This is a genomic window from Streptomyces sp. NPDC047002, from assembly GCF_040704505.1.
In the GTDB taxonomy this organism is placed as follows: domain Bacteria; phylum Actinomycetota; class Actinomycetes; order Streptomycetales; family Streptomycetaceae; genus Streptomyces.
In genome coordinates this window covers 65854-83172 of sequence record NZ_JBEYWC010000023.1, presented here as the reverse complement: position 1 = coordinate 83172, position 17319 = coordinate 65854, and the positions used below count along the sequence as shown (strand labels likewise).

Sequence of the window (17319 nt, the reverse complement as noted above, 5' to 3'; positions counted from 1 at the left end):
AAACCGGTTCCGGTACCACGGACACAGCACGCTACCGCACGGGGGGCGCCCGTCCGGTACGGCCAGGCCTCGCGGATGCCGGCCCCGGTGACGGCCGCGTGGGGTGTCAGACCTGGCCGTAACCGCCGTCGACCTGGTAGTCGGCGCCGTTGACGTGGGAGGCCGCGTCCGAGGCGACGAAGGCGATGACGGCGGCGACCTCTTCCGCGGTGCCGGCCCGGGTCATCGGGGTCCCGGTGCCCATCGTGGCGATGAGCGCCTCGCGTTCCTCGGCGGTGGCGGCCAGCTGTGCGACACCGGGCGTGTCCGTCGGGCCCGGGCTCACCACGTTCACCCGGATGCCGCGGGGGGTCAGCTCGAGGGCCCAGGTGCGGGCGAGGGCGCGGACCCCGGCCTTGGAGGCCGCGTAGAGGCTCCGCCCGCCCGACGCCTTGTGCGCGGCCATCGAGCCGGTGAGGACGATGACGCCACCGTCCGCCAGCAGCGGCAGCGCCTTCTGGACGGTCATGATCGTGCCGGTGATGTTGACGTCGAAGACCGTCCTGATGACGTCCTCGGTGATGGTTCCGAGCGGCGCGGTCGCGATCGCCGCCGCGTTGACGACCAGTGCGTCCAGCCGGCCGCTGCGCCGCTCCACCTGCGCGAAGAGCCGGTCGAGGTCGTCGGCCGAGCGCGAGTCGGCCCGCACCCCGACGGCATCACCCGGCAGGTCCGCGGCCGCCGCCGCCACGGCGTCCTGGTCCCGTCCCGTGATGTAGACGGTTCCGCTCCCCTCGGTGATCTTCCGTGCGGTGGCGTGCCCGATACCGGCACTTCCACCCGTCACGACCGCGACCTTGTTGTGGAATGCGTTGCTCATGGAACTCGTCGTCCGTTCGTCCGGGTGGCCGTTCCGCAGGGAACGCCCTGGGGAACCTGGGGAACACAGGCGGTACGAGCCTGCGCCCTGTGCGGACACCGGGGCCAAGAGCCTGCTGATACTGGTACTGACAGCACCGCGCCGGCGCCTTTCGGCTCTGGCACAGTGGACCTGTGCCGAGGACCACGAACCGGACCGAATTGCGGGAGTTCCTGCGCTCACGACGCGCGCGGGTCTCACCCGAGGACGTCGGCATCCTCCCGGGAGCCCGGCGGCGCACCCCCGGACTGCGCCGCGAGGAGGTCGCCCAGCTCGCGGGTGTCGGCATCACCTGGTACACGTGGCTGGAGCAGGGGCGGCCGATCAACGTCAGCTCCCAGGTGCTCGACGCGGTGGCCCGCACGCTGTTCCTGGACGCCGCCGAGCGCGACCACCTCTACCGTCTGGCGGAGGTCCCCCGGCCCCCGGTCACCGGCGCTCCGCCGTCCGAGCTCCCCGGCCACCTCGACACCGTCCTGGAGGCCCTGGACCCGTTGCCCGCCATGGTGGTCGACGCCCGCACCGACGTGCTGCGCTGGAACCGCGCATACGCGGCCCTGCACCCCGCTCTGGTCAGTGCCCCGCCCGGCAGGCGCAACACCCTCTGGCACCTCTTCGCGGCACCGGAGGGGGAGTACCACATCGCCAACCGCGACGAGCGGGCGCCCGAGGCCGTGGCAGGGTTCCGCTACCGCTACAGCCAGAACGCGGGCGACCCGCGATGGCAGGACCTCGTCACCCTTCTGTGCGCCGCCAGCCCGCTGTTCTCCCGGCTCTGGGCCACGCACGACGTCGCTCCACCGCGTCTGTGCGACAAGCGCTACGGCATCACAGGGATCGGCGAGGCGAGCCTGCGCGCCACCGGCATGGAACTGACCGACCACCCCGGCGTCCGCCTCGTCGTCCAGACCCCCACCGACACGCGCAGCCGCGAGAACATCGACCGCCTGCTGGGCCGGGCGACACGCCTGTGACGAAGGGACCGAGGCCCGGGTGCGGGCCGGGCCCCACCGCCTTGTCCCGCCGCGGGGACGGGCGCCGGCCCTCTTCCGGCCGCCTCACGCCGGCCGTCGCGGCCTGAGCCTGACCCGGCCGCCCCGGGCGGGGACGAGGGTGACGGACATCAGCCGCGCCCGCTCCTGGGGGCCCGCAGGTTCCGGCAGCGCCGCGGCGAGCACCTCGCGCACCACCGTCTCGGTTTCCAGCCGGGCGAGCGCCATCCCGATGCAGCGGCGCAGACCGCCGCCGAAGGGCGTCAGCGTGTACGGCGCGGGGTCGGCGCCCAGGTGCCGTTCGGGCCGGAAGGCGTCGGGCTCCGGCCACAGGTCAGGGTCGAGGTGCGTGAGGGGGAACAGCGCGGCGACGAACGCGTGGCGCGGCACCGGGTGCCCGCCGAGCTCCGTGTCGTGCGCGGCGGTGCGCATGGCGTTGTGCACGGCGGGCCGCAGCCGCTCGGACTCCCGGACGACCGCCTTGAGCAGCCGGTCCGAGCCCGCGTCGAGATCGTCGGCCAACGCGTCGCGTACGGCGGGGTGGTGGGCGAGCAGGTGCAGCGTCCAGGCGATGGTGGTCGCGGTGGTCTCGTACCCGGCGAGCACCAGCCCGGTCAGCTCGTCGAGCAGGTGCGCGTCGTCCGGTCCGCCGCCCGGCCCTTCCCCGCGCGCGCCGAGCAGCAGGGACAGCACGTCGTCGCGCTCGTCGCGGTCGGGCGCGGCCCGGCGCGCGGCGATCTCCGCGCCGATCAACTCCCGTACGGACGCGCGCAGCCGGTGGAAGCGGCCGCCGGGCGAGAGCGGCCCGAGGTCGCGCCGCAGCGGCGCGGGCAGGAACAGCACCGCGACGTTGTCCGAGGCGACGAACGCGTCCACCGCGCGCCGGAACGCGGCCGCCCTGACCGGGTCTTCGAGCCCGAACACCACCCGCAGCACCACGTCGAGCGTCAGCCGCTGCGCCCAGGGCCGCACCGGCACACCGCCGCCGGTGAGCAGCGCGGGCAGCCGGGCGTGCACCAGCTCGCGCACCCGCTCGGCCCAGCCCGCGATCCGCGCCCCGTGGAAGGGCGGCAGCAGCAGCCTGCGGTGGCGCAGGTGCGCGGGCGGCGGGGTGCAGATCAGCGAGCCGGCGCCGACCGCGGGCGCCAGCAGGGCCGCGGCGTCCCCGCCGGTGAACCGCTCGTGGTCGGTGAGCACCTCCCGGTTGGCCGCCGCGCCCGCCGCGCACACCAGGCCGCCGCGGTAGGGGTACGTACGCAGGCTGAACACCGGTCCGAACCGCCGGCGCAGCGCCCGCCCGTACCCCTGCGGGTCGAGCAGCAGCCGTACGGTCTGCACGGCGCGCGGCGCCCGTGCCGCGGGCGGGAAACGCCGCGGGTCCCACGGCGGCTCCCGGGTGAACGCGTCGCTCATGGCGCTCCTCGCCTCGGGCGGCCCATCGGTCAGCCGCGCCTGAGCCCCGGCGGGACGCCGTCGTCCGGCAGGGCGATGGGTGCCTGGAGCACGGCGTCGGGCACGGCGAACGCCTCCACCAGGGCGAGCGCGTGCGGGGCGAGTGCGGCGACGGCCCGGTCGGCCTCGGCGGCCAGGCCGTGTACGGCCGCGGCGTCGAGCAGCCCGTCCGCGAGCAGCGGCCCCGTGTGCGGGGCGAGCCGCTCCAGGGCGAACAGCCGGAACAGCAGCAGCAGGGTGTCCCGGGTGGGCTCGTCCGTCACCGCGCAGGCGGCGGCGAGGAACGCCTCTGCGGCCCGCCGGGTCGCGTACGCGTCGACGAGGGCGAGCGCGGGCTCCACCGCGTGGTTCCACCGGTCGAACGCGTCTGCGGCCGGTTCCCCGAGCCGCCTGCGCGCCTCGGCGAAGCACCGCAGCTCGCGGTGGACGAGCAGAGCGAGCAGCCGGTCGGGCCCACCCCACGGCCCGCCGCGCCCCGCCCCCTCTGGGGCGGGGCGCAGCGGCGGCCGGTAGCCGCGGCCCGTCAGCATGTCGGCTCCCGCCTTGGTCCAGACGACCAGGTTGTCGCCCTCGGCGGTGACCGTGCCCTCGATCGGCAGGATCAGGTCGGCGAGCCGGTTGGCGGAGAGCAGGCCCTGCGCGCCGCAGCGCTCCCGGCACTCGATCGCGATGTCCCTCGCCTGCCAGGTGATCCAGCCCTTCGCCGCGGCCACCAGCACCTCGGCCCCCGCCGCCCGTGTGCCGTCGGCGGCGTCGTCCTCCGCGTCCTCCGCCGCGGTGAGGGCGCGGGTCGCCGCGCGCAGCAGGAACGTCGCGGCGTACGCCCGCGCCGTCGCCCCGAGCAGCCTGCTCTGGTGGCAGCGGTGGGCGAACACCGGGACGTCGTACCGCCCGCCCGGCGCGAAGGTGCGCCGCCGGTGGGCGTGGCGCACGGCGATGACGAGACCGGAGCGCGCCCCGCCGAGCGCCGCCGCGCTCAGGCAGAGCTTGCCCGTGGTGACGCGCTGGACGGAGCGCAGGAACCGGCGGCGGCGACTGCCCGTCGGGCTGCGGAAGCCGCCGTCCGCCGCCAGCTCCCCGTGGTCGCCCGCGAGGAGTGCGGCGCGGCCGAGCACCACCCGGTCGAACGAGGTGAGGCAGTGGTCGACCGCCGAGCCCGGGCTCTCGGACAGCGGCCGGATCCGGACGCCGGGCAGCGGCCCCCGCTCGTCGCGCAGGGGCACGAGGAAGAGGAAGACCCCGCGGTCCTGGCCCCCGGCGAGCAGCCGCGCGGCGACCAGGCCGCTCTTGGGGCCGCCCGCGCGACCGGTGTTCGGCATGAACTTCGCCGCTGCTTGCGACGGCGTGTGCAGGACGAACGTGTCGCTCTCGGGGCGGTGGGTCGCCGTCGTCTCCAGGGCCGCCGCGTTGTTTCCGTAGCCGAGCTCGGTGATCAGGACCGTCCCGTACCTGGCCAGCCGGGTGTACGGCGTGCGGTCCACCGAGCCGCCGGGGTCGAGGCGCAGCAGGCTGCCGATGAACAGGTTGTAGTGGATGGTCGCCAGGGTGGCGAGCGTGCCGTCGACCGCGCCCAGCCACTCGTGCAGCGCCGTGAGGCGGTCCGTCGCCGCGACCATTTCCTCGACGGAATCGATTTCCGCATTGACGGCGCGTAAACGCTCGTAGGCGATTTCGGAGCGCTTTTCCGTGGACAGTCCTTCGCGGTAGCGGAATTCGTCGCGCGAGAACACCTTGGCCCAGGGCTCGTGCAGCTCTCCGAAACGCCCTTCGAAAAGGACGTCGATCAGCCGCGGAATGCCAGGGCCCGCGGCGGGCGGCGCGTCGGCGCCGCGCTCCGTGCTCATCGGGCGCCGCCGGACGCCTGGCGCCTCACAGGGCGCCGAAGAGGAGGTGGCCCGCGCCTGCCGAGGGCTCGGCGCCGCGGTAGTACTCGGCCGCGGCGGCCATCAGGGCGGCCCTGCTGAGCCGGCCCTCCGCGTCGGCCAGCGCGTCGAACGCGGTGTACGCGGCGTCCTCGGGGACGCCGACCGCGACCATGAACGTGCCGAAGTCCCGCTTGGCCACGAGGCCGTCGCCGTCCCGGTCGGCCAGCCGGAAGCCCGCCTCGTAGAGCGGCGCGACCAGGGTGTCGAAGTCGTCGCTGACCCGGCGCAGGGCCCGCCCGAACTCGCCCTCGTCGACCTGTCCTTCGCCGTCGGTGTCGGCGGCGGCGCGCAGGGCGCGCCAGTAGTGCGCCATCCGCTCCGCGTACTCCTCGCCCCTCACCGTGTCCTGCTCGCCGAAGGCGATGACGACGCGCTCGGCCATCAGCTCGAAATCGTCCTCGGCGATCACGCCGTCGCCGTCCGAGTCCAGCAGGAAGAAGAGTTTCGCGTATTTCTGGTCCAGCAGTGCGCTCATGGAGTCCTCCAGCTGAACAATGCCGACGGCCCGGTGGCTTCCGATATTCACCGAGGAGGCTGCAAGAATATCGAGGGGTGTCCCGGCGGATCCATGCGTTCCGGCATTCTCTTTCGGGTGAACGGCGCGCCACCCGTCCGGAGTCCCGGCCCCTTGACCCCGCGCGTCCCGCCTCCCCGCCCATGGTTCCGCCCCCGGTGATCACCAGGGGGTGCCGTAGCATCGGCCGACGATACGAGGAGCGTGGACGTGACCCCCGACGGTGAAGCACAACGGCTGGTGGACCTCCTGGGCGCGCAGGGCGACGCGTTCACCGCCCAATGGGTACGGACGGTGGGTGCGACGCTGGAGGGCCGCGTCAGCACGACCGAGCTCGAACAGGAGCTGACCGAGCTCTACGCGGCCGTGGTCGAGGGCATCAGGGCGGGCGGCCTGGCCTCACGCGGTGAGGCCTTCGCCGAGGTGCGCAGCCTCCTGGCGGAGCTGTCCCGCAACCGGGCGAGGGAGGGCTTCAGCCCGACCGAGACGGCCTTCAGCGTCTTCGCCCTGAAGGAGGTGCTCGAAGGGGCGCTGGCCGCGGGCACGGACGCCGGCCCCGACGACGTGCGGGCCTACCTCCAGTTCTCCCGGCTCCTCGACGACCTGGGCCTCTTCACCGTCGAGGCGCACGCGAGGACGCGCGAGGAGATCATCTCCTCGCAGGCCGACCAGCTGCTCGAACTGTCGACCCCGGTCGTCAAGCTGTGGGACGGCGTGGTCGCGGTGCCGCTCGTGGGCACCCTCGACTCGGCCCGTACGCAGGTGGTGATGGAGCGGCTGCTCCAGGCCCTGCTCGACTACGACTCGGCCCACGCGATCATCGACATCACCGGTGTGCCCGCCGTGGACACGCAGGTGGCGCAGCACCTGCTGAAGACGGTGGTGGCCGCCAGGATGATGGGCGCGGACTGCGTCATCTCCGGCATCAGGCCGCAGATCGCGCAGACCATTGTCGCGCTCGGCATCGAGTTCGGCGACATCCCGACCAAGGCGACCCTCGCGGACGCCCTGCGCCACGCGCTCTCCGCCATCGAGCGGGACAGGAAGCTCACCGAGAGGCACGGAGGTCTGCTGTGAGCGAGCGGGTGCCGATCCTGCGGATCGGGGACGTCCTCCTGGTCTCCATCCAGGTCGACCTGGAGGACACCGTCGTGCTCGACCTCCAGGAGGACCTGTCGACGCGGATCGTGGACACGGGTGCGCGCGGTGTGGTGATCGACATCTCGGGCCTGGAGATCGTCGACTCCTTCGTCGGCCGCATGCTGGCGACCGTCGCGGCGATGTCGAAGATCCTCGGCGCGCAGACCGTCGTCGTGGGCATGCGGCCCGCCGTGGCCATCACCCTCGTGGAGCTGGGGCTCTCCCTCGGCGGCGTGCGCACGGCGCTCAACCTGGAGGCGGGGCTCGCCGTCCTGCGCAGGGACGCGAACGCGGCACAGGACCCCGCGTGAGCGGCGGTGCCCCAGCAGGCACCCCCGAGCAGGGGGAGCGCGTCCCCCTCGACAGCAGCGCGGGGGTCGTCAGGGCGCGCCAGCTGGTCCGTGCCCTCGCGCAGCAGGCCGGGCTCTCCCTCGTCGATCAGACCAAGCTGGTGACGGCGACGAGCGAACTCGCGCGCAACACCCTGGTGCACGGCGGCGGCGGGCACATGGTCGCGGGGACCCTGGAGGCGCAGGGCCGCACCGGCATCAGGCTGCGCTTCAGCGACGAGGGCCCCGGCATCGCCGACGTGGACCTGGCGCTGACCGACGGCTGGAGCTCGGGCGACGGCATGGGCCTCGGGCTGAGCGGCGCCAAGCGGCTCGCCGACGAGTTCGAGCTCGACACCGCGGTCGGCGGCGGCACCCGCATCACGATCGTGAAGTGGGCCAGGTGACGGGCCGGATCCTGGCACAGGCCGAGGACATCACCTGGCTGCGGGTGGACGTCGGCCTGCCCATGGCCGCGCGGCGCGAGGCCGCGCGGCTCGCCCACCGGGTCGGCCTCGACGGGTCCAGGGGCTCCGCGGTGGAGCTTGCCGTGACCGAGGCGGCGACCAATCTGCAGAAGCACGCCACGGACGGCTCCGTCGCGCTGCGGGTGGTGCGCGCCGGGCCCCTGGCGGCCGTGGAGTTCGTGGCCACCGACACCGGTCCCGGTATCGCCGACGTGGCCCGTGTCATGGTGGACGGCACCTCGTCGACGGGCTCGCTCGGGCTCGGCCTCGGGTCGATCGTGCGGCTCGCCGACGTCTTCGACATCCACACCGTGCGGGGCCGGGGGACGACCGTACTCGCCCAGTTCTGGGCGGAAGGACGGGTGCCGTCGCCGCCGCCCGCCGGGATCGACACGGGCGGTCTCACCCGGCCCATCGGCGGCGAGGAGGTCTGCGGGGACACCTGGGCGATCCGCACGGCGGGGACGCGGCCCCCGGCCGAGGAGGCCGAGGAAGGGGCAGAGAAAGAGGCGGAGGCAGCGGACGCCCCAGAGCCCGTGGTCGCGATGATGTGCGACGGCCTCGGGCACGGACCCCAGGCGGCGCGCGCGGCGAACGCCGCGCGCGAGGCGTTCCGCGACAGCCCGCACACCCAGCCGGCGCGGATACTCGACGACCTGCACCGCGCGCTGCGGGGCACCAGGGGCGCCGCGGTCGCGGTGGCCGCTGTCGACCTCGCCGCGGGGCGTGTCGACTTCTGCGGCGTCGGCAACGTCAGCACCGTGCTGGTCCGCGACGACCGGCGTACCTCCCTGCTCTCCGCGCCGGGCATCGTCGGTCACCATCTGCCCCGGATGCGCCCGTTCACCGCCCCCTTCCCCGCGGGCAGTGTCCTCGTCCTGCACACGGACGGGCTGAGCGACCGCTGGGAGCCGCGCGCCTTCCCCGGCCTCTTCGCCCGCCGCGCGACCGTCGTCAGTGCCCAGATCCTGCGGGAGGCAGGGGGCCGCAGGGACGACGTCGGCGTGCTGGCCCTGAAAGCGGCCCGCAGGTGAGCAGCCCCGTGCGGGAGCGGAGCCTCGGCACGCTCGCGCTCGTCGCGCACGGCGACCTGTTTCGGCTGCGGCGGTACGGGCAGACGGTTTGCCGCGTCCTGGGAGTGGGGGAGGCGGAACGGGTCCGCCTCGTCACCCTCATGAGTGAGGCGGGCGCCGAGCTCCTCGCAGCCACCGGGCTGACCGCGGAGTTCGTCCACAGAAGCGGAGACCCGGGCGTCATCGGCGTCCGCCTCCGCTGGGAGGAGGATCGCGCGCCGAGCGCACACGTTCTGGCCGCCGCAGGCCGCCTCCTCGACGTGTGCGTACCGGAGCCGCGGCATCTGCTGCTCGGGCAGCACGCGCCGGCAGCCGCCGACCCCGTACGGGCGGCGGCCCGTGCGCGGGAGGAGTGTGCCGGGGTGCGCGACACCGATATGAGTGAAGAACTGAACGAACAGAACCGGGCACTGCTCGCGGCTCTCCAGGAGGTCCGCGCGCAGCGCGACCAGCTCCGGCGCCTCAACGAGGAGCTGGAGGAGACCAACAAGGGCGTGCTCGCGCTGTACTCCGAGCTCTCCACCGAGCTGGAGGAGACCAACCGCGGCGTCGTCGCGCTCTACGCGGACCTGGAGGACAGGAGCCGCAGGCTGCGCCTTGCGAGCGCGGCGAAGGGCCGCTTCTGGGCCAATGTCAGCCACGAGCTGCGCACCCCGGTCAACGCGGTGATCGCGCTCGCGCAGGTGCTGCTCGCCGCGGACGCCGAGCCGCTCTCCGAGGAGCAGAGCAAGCAGGTCTCCCTGATCGCGGGCTCGGGGAGCACCCTGCTCGCGCTCGTGGAGGAGCTGCTCGACACCGCGAAGGCCGAGTCGGGCCGGCTCGAACCGCAGCGCACCGAGGTGGACCTGCGCACCGTGCTGCACCAGCTGCGCGGGACGCTCGCGCCCGCCGCGACCGAGGGCGTGGCCCTCGACATCGAGGACGCCGCGTTCCCCGGGCGCCTCGTCACCGACGAGGTGATGCTGCTGCGGATCCTGCGGAACATACTGTCCAACGGCCTGAAGTTCACCGCGGAGGGCACCGTGCGGCTCTCCGTCGAGGCCCGCACCAGGGACGGCGCGCCCTGGGCCGTCTTCACCGTCACCGACACCGGTGTCGGCATCCCCGAGGACCAGCTCGACCAGGTCTTCGAGGAGTTCTACCAGGTGCGAGGGCCCCATCAGCGCGGCCGCTCCGGCACCGGGCTCGGCCTGCCCTACGCGCGTAGGCTGACGGAACTGCTCGGCGGGAGCCTCACGCTCGACAGCGAGGTCGGCCGCGGCACCCGGGTCACCGTCGCGCTCCCCGCCGACCTGCCGGCGCACGGCCTGCCCGCGGCCCTGCCCGAGGGGCCGCTGCTGCGCAGCGTCGTCCTCATCGACGACGACGCCGACTTCCTCCGGGTCCTCGTGTCCACCCTCGACCCGCTGGCCGAGCACACGACGACGGTGACCGACAGCAGGACGGCGCTGCGCACGATCCGCACCACCATGCCGGACGCCGTCCTCGTCGACCTCGCCATGCCCGCACCCGACGGCTACCAGCTGCTCGAACAGATCGCCGCGGTGCCCGCCCTCCACCAGGTCCCCGTCGTCGTGCTCACCTCGGCCAACCAGGAGGCCCTCGACCGCTCACGCCTGACCCGGGCCCGCGCCGTCCTGAGCAAGACCCATCTGACCGCCGTGCGGATCGCCGAGGCGCTCGGCCTCGCGCCGACAGCGGGCGGGGACGGAGCAGGCCGCGCGGCGGCGCCCGACGGCATCCCTGATGCCACGGCCGGAGACCGGGGGGAGCGATGACCATGCAGAGGATCCAGGACGAGCGCCCCGCGCTCGTACTCGTCGTCGACGACAACCCGACCAACCGCTACGTCCTCGGCACGACGCTGCGCAGGGCGGGGCACCGCGTCGTGGAGGCGGCGGACGGCGCCGAGGGGCTCGCCGTGCTCGCCGCCTGCGACCCGCGGCCCGAGGCCGCGCTCGTCGACGTGCGGCTGCCCGACATGACCGGCTACGAGGTCTGCGAGCGCATCAAGGCCGACCCGGGCACCGCCTACCTGCCGGTGATCCACATATCGGCCTCCGCGATCAGCGCGTCCGACCGCACCCAGGGCCTCAACCGGGGCGCCGACGCGTACCTCACCGAGCCGATCGCCCCCGACGAGCTCCTCGCCACCCTCACGGCCGCCCTGCGCTACACCCGCGCGCGGCACCGCGCCGAGGCGCTCGCGGCCAGGCTGGCCCGGCTCAACGAGACCACGCTCAGCCTGTACGGGGCGACCACCGCGGTCGGCCTCGCGCAGGCCGCGGCCGAGGGCGCCTCGCGCCTCCTCGACACCGCGGCCGACGCCTTCCTCACCGCGTCGGACGGCTCGGTGACCCACCTCGCCACGACCGCGTCGGGCGCCCCCGCGCGGGAGCTGCCGACCGTCCCCGAGGCGCCGGGTACCTGGCGGCACAGCCTCGCCGACCGGGTGGGCGCCGCCGTCGACACCGTCCCGCGCGCCGGATGGCCGCTGCCCGCGGCCGTACGGGAGGACGGCGGCGACCTCGCCGTCGCGTTCGCGCGCACCAAGCCGGGCCGGCCCCCGGCCGCCGTGGTGGTGCCCGCCGCGGCGGTCAGCACGCCGCACGACCGCGACCTGCTGACCCAGCTCACCCACACCACCGCGCTCGCGCTCGAAGCGCTGCGCGCCTACGACGAGGAGCGCACGCTCGCCCTGACGCTCCAGCGCAGCTTCCTGCCGGAGGCGCTGCCGCCCACGAGCCGCGCGCGGCTCGCCGTGCGGTACGCGCCGGCCAGCCGGCACGCCGAGATCGGCGGTGACTTCTACGAGGCGGTGCGGACGCCCACGGGCCTGGTGCTCGCGGTCGGCGACGTGGCGGGCCACTCTCTGGAGGCGGCCATGGTGATGGGCCAGGTGCGCCACGCCCTGCGGGCCTACGCGCTCGACGGGCACGCGCCCCACGAGATCCACCGGCGGCTGGAGCGCATCCTCGCCACCCACGACCCGCTGACCTCGGTGACGCTGTGCACGGTCCAGGTCCCCGACGGCTCCGACGTGCTGCGGATCGCCAACGCGGGCCACATCCCGCCGCTGCTGCGCGACCCGGACGGCACGGTGCGCGAGATCACCGACCACGGCCCGCTCCTCGGCCTCGCGCTGCCCAACCCGGAGCCCGTCGAGGTCGTCGCCGCACCCGGCACGGACCTCGTCCTGGTGACGGACGGCCTGATCGAGCGCAGGGACCAGAGCCTCGACGAGGGTCTCACCCGGCTCTCCGACGCGGTCGCCACGGCCCCGAAGGATCCCGAAGGCCTCTGCGACCACCTCCTGACAACGTTCCCCCCCGACGGCCGCGACGACGTCGCCATCCTGGCCGCGAACCTGCGGGGGCGGTGACCGCGCGCGTGCGGTGACGCGCCCGCGCGGTGGCCCCGCGCGTCACCGCACGCGGGTCACCGCGCGGGCGCGAGGTAGCGCGTCAGCATGGTGACGAGTTCGTCCTCGAAGACGCGCAGGTCCACGGCCTCGCCCAAGGCGATGACCTTGTGCACGACGAGTTCGACCGTGCTCACGGCGATGCGTGCGGCCATCTCCGGGTCGGCGACGCGCACTTCGGGGTAGCCGGTGAGCAGGTCGCGGGTGTAGGCGACCCTGGCCTCCTCGTACTCCCTTACCTTGCGCAAAAGTTCGGGGGCGCGAGGAGCCTCCTCGGCCATCACGCGCAGGAGTTGGGGGTCGTCGAGGTGGTTGTCCACGGCGATCCGTACGAAGAGGCGCATCGCGCCCTCCAGGGTGTCGGGCAGCGTCTGCTCCTGGCCGCGGCGCAGGGCGTCCTCCCCGGCGTCGAGGTGCCGTACGACGAGCTCGACCAGGATGGCGTCCTTGTTCGGGTAGTACTGGTACAGCGACCCGATCGAGACGCACGCCCGTTCGGCGATGCGGTTGGTGGTCCCCGCGGCGAAGCCGTACTCGGCGAAAACCTGAGCAGCCGCGGTGAGGATGCGCTGCCGGGTGAGTTCCCCGCGCGCCTGCTTCGGCTGTTTGCGCGGGTGCAGCGGCTGTCGTGCCGGCATGGCGCCTGTCCCTTCCCGGTCCGCGCAAAGCGAGTACCGAATCTGCGAGCTATTGCTCACAATAGCTGTCTGAGCAGGGAAGAACCTCCTGTGCGTTGCCGGAGGTCTGCCCTGGGAGCCCGAGGGAAAGGAGAACGCGATGTCCCGTACCGCGCTGAGGCCGCGCCGGCTGCCGCCGGACGAGGTACGCGCCAGGCTCGGCGAGCCCGACCCGATGGTGGCGAACAAGATCATCGACCATGTGGACGACCAGATCCGCATGTTCATCGCGCACTCGCCGTTCGCCGCGCTCGCCACGTCCGACGCCTCGGGGCGCGCGGACTGCTCGCCCCGCGGCGACTACCCGGGGTTCGTGAAGGTGCTCGACGAGCACACGCTCGCCCTCCCCGACCGGCCGGGCAACAAGATCGCCGACTCGTTCCGCAACCTCGCGGAGAACGACGGCGTCGGCCTCCTCTTCCTCGTCCCGGGCGTGCGCGAGACGCTCCGCGTCAACGGCAGGGCGTACCCCACCGACGAGCCCGAGGTGCTCGCGCGGATGCAGACCGAGGCGAGCGAGCCGCTGCTGGCGATCGTGGTCGAGGTCGAGGAGGCGTACTTCCACTGCGGGCGCGCGCTGGTGCGCTCCCGGCTGTGGGACCCGGCGAGCCAGGCGCTCGCCGCCGAACTGCCCTCCGCGGGGGAGATGGCGGCGGCCCAGCTGAAGGTCGACGTCCCGCCCGAGGTGCTCGGAGAGGCACTCGAAGCCTCCTACCGCACGCTGTACTGAACGGATCGCCATGCCCACCACCCAGCAGGCCGTCCTCGACCGCGTCGAGCCCGTCGCGGACGGCGTGGTCGCCCTCACTCTCAGCGGCGCGCTCGCGCCCTGGGAGCCCGGGGCCCACATCGACCTGCCGCTGCCCAACTGGCTCACCCGGCAGTACTCCCTGTGCGGCGACCCCGCGGACCGCGGCCGCTACCGCCTCGCCGTGCGGCACGAGCGCCTGAGCCGCGGCGGCTCCGACTACATCCACCGATACCTGCGGCCCGGCCGCACGCTCGACATCTCCCTGCCGCGCAACAACTTCCCGCTCCTGCCCGCCCGGGAGTACGTCTTCCTCGCGGGCGGCATCGGCATCACCGCCGTCCTGCCGATGCTCCGCGCGGCCGTCGCGGCCGGCGTCCCCGCGCGCCTCGTGTACACGGGACGCTCCCGCGCGGCGATGCCGTTCCTCGACGAGGTGCGCGCCGTGGGCGGGGACGCGGCCACCGTGGTCGAGACCCGGCGGGAGCCGCGCCCCGACCTGGCCGCGCTCGCCGCCGCGCTGGGCCCGGGCGGTGCCGTCTACTGCTGCGGCCCCGCCGCCATGCTGGCCGCGGCCGAGGCGGTCTTCGACCCGGTGGCGCTGCACACCGAGCGCTTCCGGCCCGCGCGCCGGGAGTTCGCCCCCGATGCGCCGTTCACCGCGGTGTGCGCGAGGTCGGGGCAGTCCTTCGAGGTGCCGGCGGGCGAGTCCCTGCTGGACGCGCTCACCCGCACCGGCCATCCGGTGCCGTCCGGCTGCCGTGAGGGCGTCTGCGGCAGCTGCGAGGTCAGGGTCCTGGAGGGGGAGCCCGAGCACCGCGACGACGTCGGCGCCGGGCCCGGCGTGCTCTACCCCTGTGTCTCGCGCGCCCGGTCGCCGCGCCTGGTCCTCGACGTCTGAGGCCGCGCCTTTCGGGACGGGGGCTGCGTTTCCGCGCGGGGCCGGGGCGGGGGCCGGCATGTCCCTGCGCGGCGTCGGGCCGGGACGTCCCCGCGCGGTGCCGGGGCGCCGGGCCGGTACGCGGCTGTGTTCGTCCTATTGACTGACCATAAGGCCAATAGGAGACTCGATCCGCCCGCCGCACGACCCCTTCGACCGCGGCAGCCCACCGCGCCACCGGGAGCCGCACACGCCACGGAGGTGCACCCCATGACCGCCCATGACGCCCGCCACGTCAGGCGCAGAGCGCGCAGGTTCGTCCTCGCGGCCGTCGCCGCCTGTGCCCTGCTCGTCGCGCCGCTGCTCGTCTCGTCCGCGCAGGCCGTGCCGAGTGCCCCGGCCGCCGCAAGGACCGTCCCGTACACCACCTCGACCGTACTGCTCGGCAAGGAGCAGGTGATCGGCGCGCTGTACCGGCCCACCTCGCCCGACCCGCACGAGTCCACCGCGCTCTTCCTCACCCACGAGAACGACGACTTCATCGGCAGCGTCCCCTGCGTGCAGCTCGCCCGGCGCGGCTTCACCGTCCTGTGCGTCAAGTCGCAGTACGCGGACCAGGCGGCTGCCGACTGGGACGGGCTCGCCCTCGACACCTCGGCGAGCGTCAGCTACCTGCGCGGCCTGCCCGGCGTGCACAAGGTCGTGCTCGTCGGCTGGAGCGGCGGCGGCGCGATCATGTCGTACTACCAGAACGTGGCGCAGAACGGGCTCGCCGCGTGCCAGGCGGCCGCCAGGCTCGACCCCTGCGGCGACGACCTGGCGCATCTGCCGCCCGCTGACGGCGTGGTGCTGCTCGACGCCATCCCCGGCATCGCCTTCTCCGACCTCACCGCCCTCGACGCGTCCGTGGTCAGCGAGCGCGACCTGCGCGTGCGTGACGCGTCCCGCGACATGTTCGACCCGCGCAACGGCTACGCGGCCACCGGCTCTTCGCACTACGGTGCCGCCTTCACCGGCCGCTACCTGACGGGCCAGGCCCGGCGCGAGGCGGGCCTCGTCGCGCAGGCCGAGAAGCTGCGGGCGCGGGTCGCCGCGGGCACGGGCCAGTACAGCGACGACACGCCGATGCCGGTCGGCAGGGACGGCGCGCGCCTGTGGGAGGCCGACACCTCCCTGCTCGCGCACACCAGGGGCAGGTACCCGGTGATCTCGCCGCAGCACCCGGACGGCGGCGCCCCCCAGGTCGTGCGCTCGCTGCGGGTCCCCACCGCGGACCCCGCGGGCAACGAGGCCTGGGACGCGAGCAAGGGCGGCTTCACCGCCGACTCGTTCCTCTCCGTCGCGGCGATCCGCGCCCCGGCGCCGAAGCTGACGGCCGACTCCATCAGCGGCATCGACTGGTCTTCCACCAACACCGCGACCGTCTCCAACGTCAGGGGCATCGCGAGCCCCCTGCTGATCATGTCGATGACCGGCCACTACTGGCTCGTGCCGTCCGAGATGTACTACGACAACGCCACGCACGCGAAGGACAGGACCCTGGTCTTCGTCAAGGGCGCCTCCCACGGCTTCACCCCGTGCACGGCCTGCGCGAGCACCCCGGGCGAGTTCGGGGACACCGTCTCCGAGACCTTCACCTATGTCGCCCACTGGCTCACCGACCGCTTCGGTGGCTGAGGAGCCGCCGTGACCAGGGGAGTTCCCCGGTCACCCCGGGCGGGGCGTCCGGCCCCGTCAGGCGCCGTCCTCGATGTACTCGAAGACGGCGCCGTCGGCGTGCCGGGCGATGAGCCGCCGCCCGTTCGGGGCGGGTGAGGGGCCTTCGACGATCTCGCCCCCGGTCCTCAGGACCTCCCGCACGACCGGTTCGAGCTCTCGCACCAGCAGAGTCGCCACCCGGTCGCCGTAGGCCGCCGTGTCGCCGCTGAGCAGCAGGAACGGCCCTACGCGCGCCAGTTCGACCGTCCGGAAGCGAAAGCGCACCGGCTCCTCGCCGCCCGCCAGGGCGCGGTAGAGCACGAGCGCGGAGTCGAGGTCGTCCACGACGACCCGGGCGAGCACACCGGTGATGTTGGGCATGCAGGTGCAACCGCCGGGACGCCGCGCGTATGCCGGGGCGCGGCATCCCGGCGTGCCGGGGGGCCCGCAGGGGCCGGGCCCTCGCCGCCCCGGACGGTGTGCCCGGGGCCGCCTCGTCCTGCGGGCGGAGGCCGCGCCGGCCGAAAGGCCAGTGTGGTCCACGGGTGGCACACCTCAGGATGAGATCCGCCGGGCGAGGGAACCCGCGCCCCAAGTCACCGTTTGCACACGGGGCTTGGGGGCACCGGCCTCATCGTCCAGCCGCCGGTGGGCGGCCAGAACACAGCACGCGCGGTCCGCGAGAGCCGTGCGGCGACATGACGGAGGTCGTCCGATGCACTGGTATGTCGAGGTCCTCGGGAAGTACGCGGTCTTCAGCGGCCGGGCGAGCCGCGCGGAGTACTGGATGTTCGTCCTGTTCAACGTGCTCGCGGGGATCGTGCTCGGCCTGATCGACCTGGCGATCCACCACCAGTACCTCACCATGCTGTACGGCCTCGCCACCCTCGTCCCCAGCCTGGCGGTGTGTGCCCGCAGGCTGCACGACACCGACCGCAGCGGATGGTGGCAGCTGCTGCTGCTCATCCCGTTCATCGGCGCCGTCGTGCTGATCGTGATGTGCGCCCTCGACGGCACACACGGCGACAACCGCTTCGGCCCCCGCCCCGTCCCCGTGCCCGCCCGCGCCGTACCGTCCGGGGCCTGAACCACTCGGGGCGCGGGA

At 74.0% G+C, this 17319-nt stretch carries 17 protein-coding genes; 11 read left to right on the top strand and 6 right to left on the bottom strand.

Annotated features, from left to right (window positions below; translation table 11 throughout):
- Positions 1 to 106: 106 nt before the first annotated feature.
- Positions 107 to 859: an SDR family oxidoreductase gene (locus AB0910_RS21380; protein ID WP_366746186.1), complete on the bottom strand. Its 753-nt coding sequence runs from the start codon at positions 857 to 859 to the stop codon at positions 107 to 109.
- Positions 860 to 1032: 173 nt separating this feature from the next.
- Here AB0910_RS21380 and AB0910_RS21375 point away from each other — a divergent pair, with 173 nt between their 5' ends.
- Positions 1033 to 1872 carry a helix-turn-helix transcriptional regulator gene (locus AB0910_RS21375; RefSeq protein WP_366746185.1) on the top strand — a complete coding sequence of 280 codons (840 nt, stop codon included), beginning with the start codon at positions 1033 to 1035 and terminating at the stop codon, positions 1870 to 1872.
- Positions 1873 to 1956: 84 nt separating this feature from the next.
- Here the strand turns inward: AB0910_RS21375 and AB0910_RS21370 are convergent, their stop codons facing one another.
- Genes AB0910_RS21370 through AB0910_RS21360 form a run of 3 tightly spaced genes read right to left on the bottom strand, consistent with a single transcriptional unit; the run spans position 1957 to position 5742 of the window.
- The gene (locus AB0910_RS21370) at positions 1957 to 3303 is read right to left on the bottom strand and encodes a cytochrome P450 (RefSeq protein WP_366746184.1); all 1347 of its coding nucleotides are present in this window, start codon (positions 3301 to 3303) and stop codon (positions 1957 to 1959) included.
- Positions 3304 to 3332: 29 nt separating this feature from the next.
- The gene (locus AB0910_RS21365) at positions 3333 to 5186 is read right to left on the bottom strand and encodes an acyl-CoA dehydrogenase (RefSeq protein ID WP_366746183.1); all 1854 of its coding nucleotides are present in this window, start codon (positions 5184 to 5186) and stop codon (positions 3333 to 3335) included.
- Between the two features lie 25 nt (positions 5187 to 5211).
- The gene (locus AB0910_RS21360) at positions 5212 to 5742 is read right to left on the bottom strand and encodes a calcium-binding protein (protein ID WP_366746182.1); all 531 of its coding nucleotides are present in this window, start codon (positions 5740 to 5742) and stop codon (positions 5212 to 5214) included.
- A gap of 249 nt (positions 5743 to 5991) precedes the next feature.
- Between AB0910_RS21360 and AB0910_RS21355 the strand changes: the two genes are divergently transcribed.
- The 6 genes from AB0910_RS21355 to AB0910_RS21330 are packed head-to-tail and all read left to right on the top strand — an operon-like array spanning position 5992 to position 12172.
- The gene (locus AB0910_RS21355; protein ID WP_366746181.1) at positions 5992 to 6858 is read left to right on the top strand and encodes an STAS domain-containing protein; all 867 of its coding nucleotides are present in this window, start codon (positions 5992 to 5994) and stop codon (positions 6856 to 6858) included.
- Positions 6855 to 7232, top strand: a complete 378-nt coding sequence (locus AB0910_RS21350) for an STAS domain-containing protein (RefSeq protein WP_366746180.1) — start codon at positions 6855 to 6857, stop codon at positions 7230 to 7232. Before AB0910_RS21355 ends, AB0910_RS21350 begins: the two co-directional genes overlap by 4 nt.
- Entirely contained in the window at positions 7229 to 7657 is a 429-nt protein-coding gene (locus tag AB0910_RS21345) for an anti-sigma regulatory factor (protein WP_366746179.1), read from the top strand. Before AB0910_RS21350 ends, AB0910_RS21345 begins: the two co-directional genes overlap by 4 nt.
- Entirely contained in the window at positions 7645 to 8751 is a 1107-nt protein-coding gene (locus AB0910_RS21340) for a SpoIIE family protein phosphatase (protein ID WP_366746178.1), read from the top strand. The genes AB0910_RS21345 and AB0910_RS21340 overlap by 13 nt, the downstream gene beginning before the upstream one ends.
- Before the next feature lie 8 nt (positions 8752 to 8759).
- Entirely contained in the window at positions 8760 to 10568 is a 1809-nt protein-coding gene (locus AB0910_RS21335) for an ATP-binding protein (protein ID WP_366746177.1), read from the top strand.
- Positions 10565 to 12172, top strand: coding sequence for a fused response regulator/phosphatase (locus tag AB0910_RS21330; RefSeq protein WP_366746176.1), 1608 nt, complete (start codon positions 10565 to 10567; stop codon positions 12170 to 12172). The genes AB0910_RS21335 and AB0910_RS21330 overlap by 4 nt, the downstream gene beginning before the upstream one ends.
- Before the next feature lie 56 nt (positions 12173 to 12228).
- On the opposite strand, the gene AB0910_RS21325 is transcribed toward AB0910_RS21330, so the two are convergent.
- Entirely contained in the window at positions 12229 to 12849 is a 621-nt protein-coding gene (locus tag AB0910_RS21325) for a TetR/AcrR family transcriptional regulator (protein ID WP_366746175.1), read from the bottom strand.
- Between the two features lie 139 nt (positions 12850 to 12988).
- Here AB0910_RS21325 and AB0910_RS21320 point away from each other — a divergent pair, with 139 nt between their 5' ends.
- The 3 genes from AB0910_RS21320 (at position 12989) to AB0910_RS21310 (ending at position 16193) form a co-directional block, all read left to right on the top strand.
- Complete coding sequence (locus AB0910_RS21320) at positions 12989 to 13618, top strand: MSMEG_1061 family FMN-dependent PPOX-type flavoprotein (protein ID WP_366746174.1); 630 nt, start codon at positions 12989 to 12991, stop codon at positions 13616 to 13618.
- Between the two features lie 10 nt (positions 13619 to 13628).
- On the top strand, positions 13629 to 14537 hold the full coding sequence (locus AB0910_RS21315; RefSeq protein ID WP_366746173.1) for a PDR/VanB family oxidoreductase: 909 nt from the start codon (positions 13629 to 13631) through the stop codon (positions 14535 to 14537).
- Positions 14538 to 14786: 249 nt separating this feature from the next.
- Complete coding sequence (locus tag AB0910_RS21310) at positions 14787 to 16193, top strand: hypothetical protein (RefSeq protein ID WP_366746172.1); 1407 nt, start codon at positions 14787 to 14789, stop codon at positions 16191 to 16193.
- A gap of 57 nt (positions 16194 to 16250) precedes the next feature.
- Here the strand turns inward: AB0910_RS21310 and AB0910_RS21305 are convergent, their stop codons facing one another.
- Positions 16251 to 16595 carry a VOC family protein gene (locus tag AB0910_RS21305; protein WP_366746171.1) on the bottom strand — a complete coding sequence of 115 codons (345 nt, stop codon included), beginning with the start codon at positions 16593 to 16595 and terminating at the stop codon, positions 16251 to 16253.
- Positions 16596 to 16929: 334 nt separating this feature from the next.
- Here AB0910_RS21305 and AB0910_RS21300 point away from each other — a divergent pair, with 334 nt between their 5' ends.
- The gene (locus tag AB0910_RS21300; RefSeq protein WP_366746170.1) at positions 16930 to 17301 is read left to right on the top strand and encodes a DUF805 domain-containing protein; all 372 of its coding nucleotides are present in this window, start codon (positions 16930 to 16932) and stop codon (positions 17299 to 17301) included.
- Positions 17302 to 17319 lie beyond the last annotated feature (18 nt).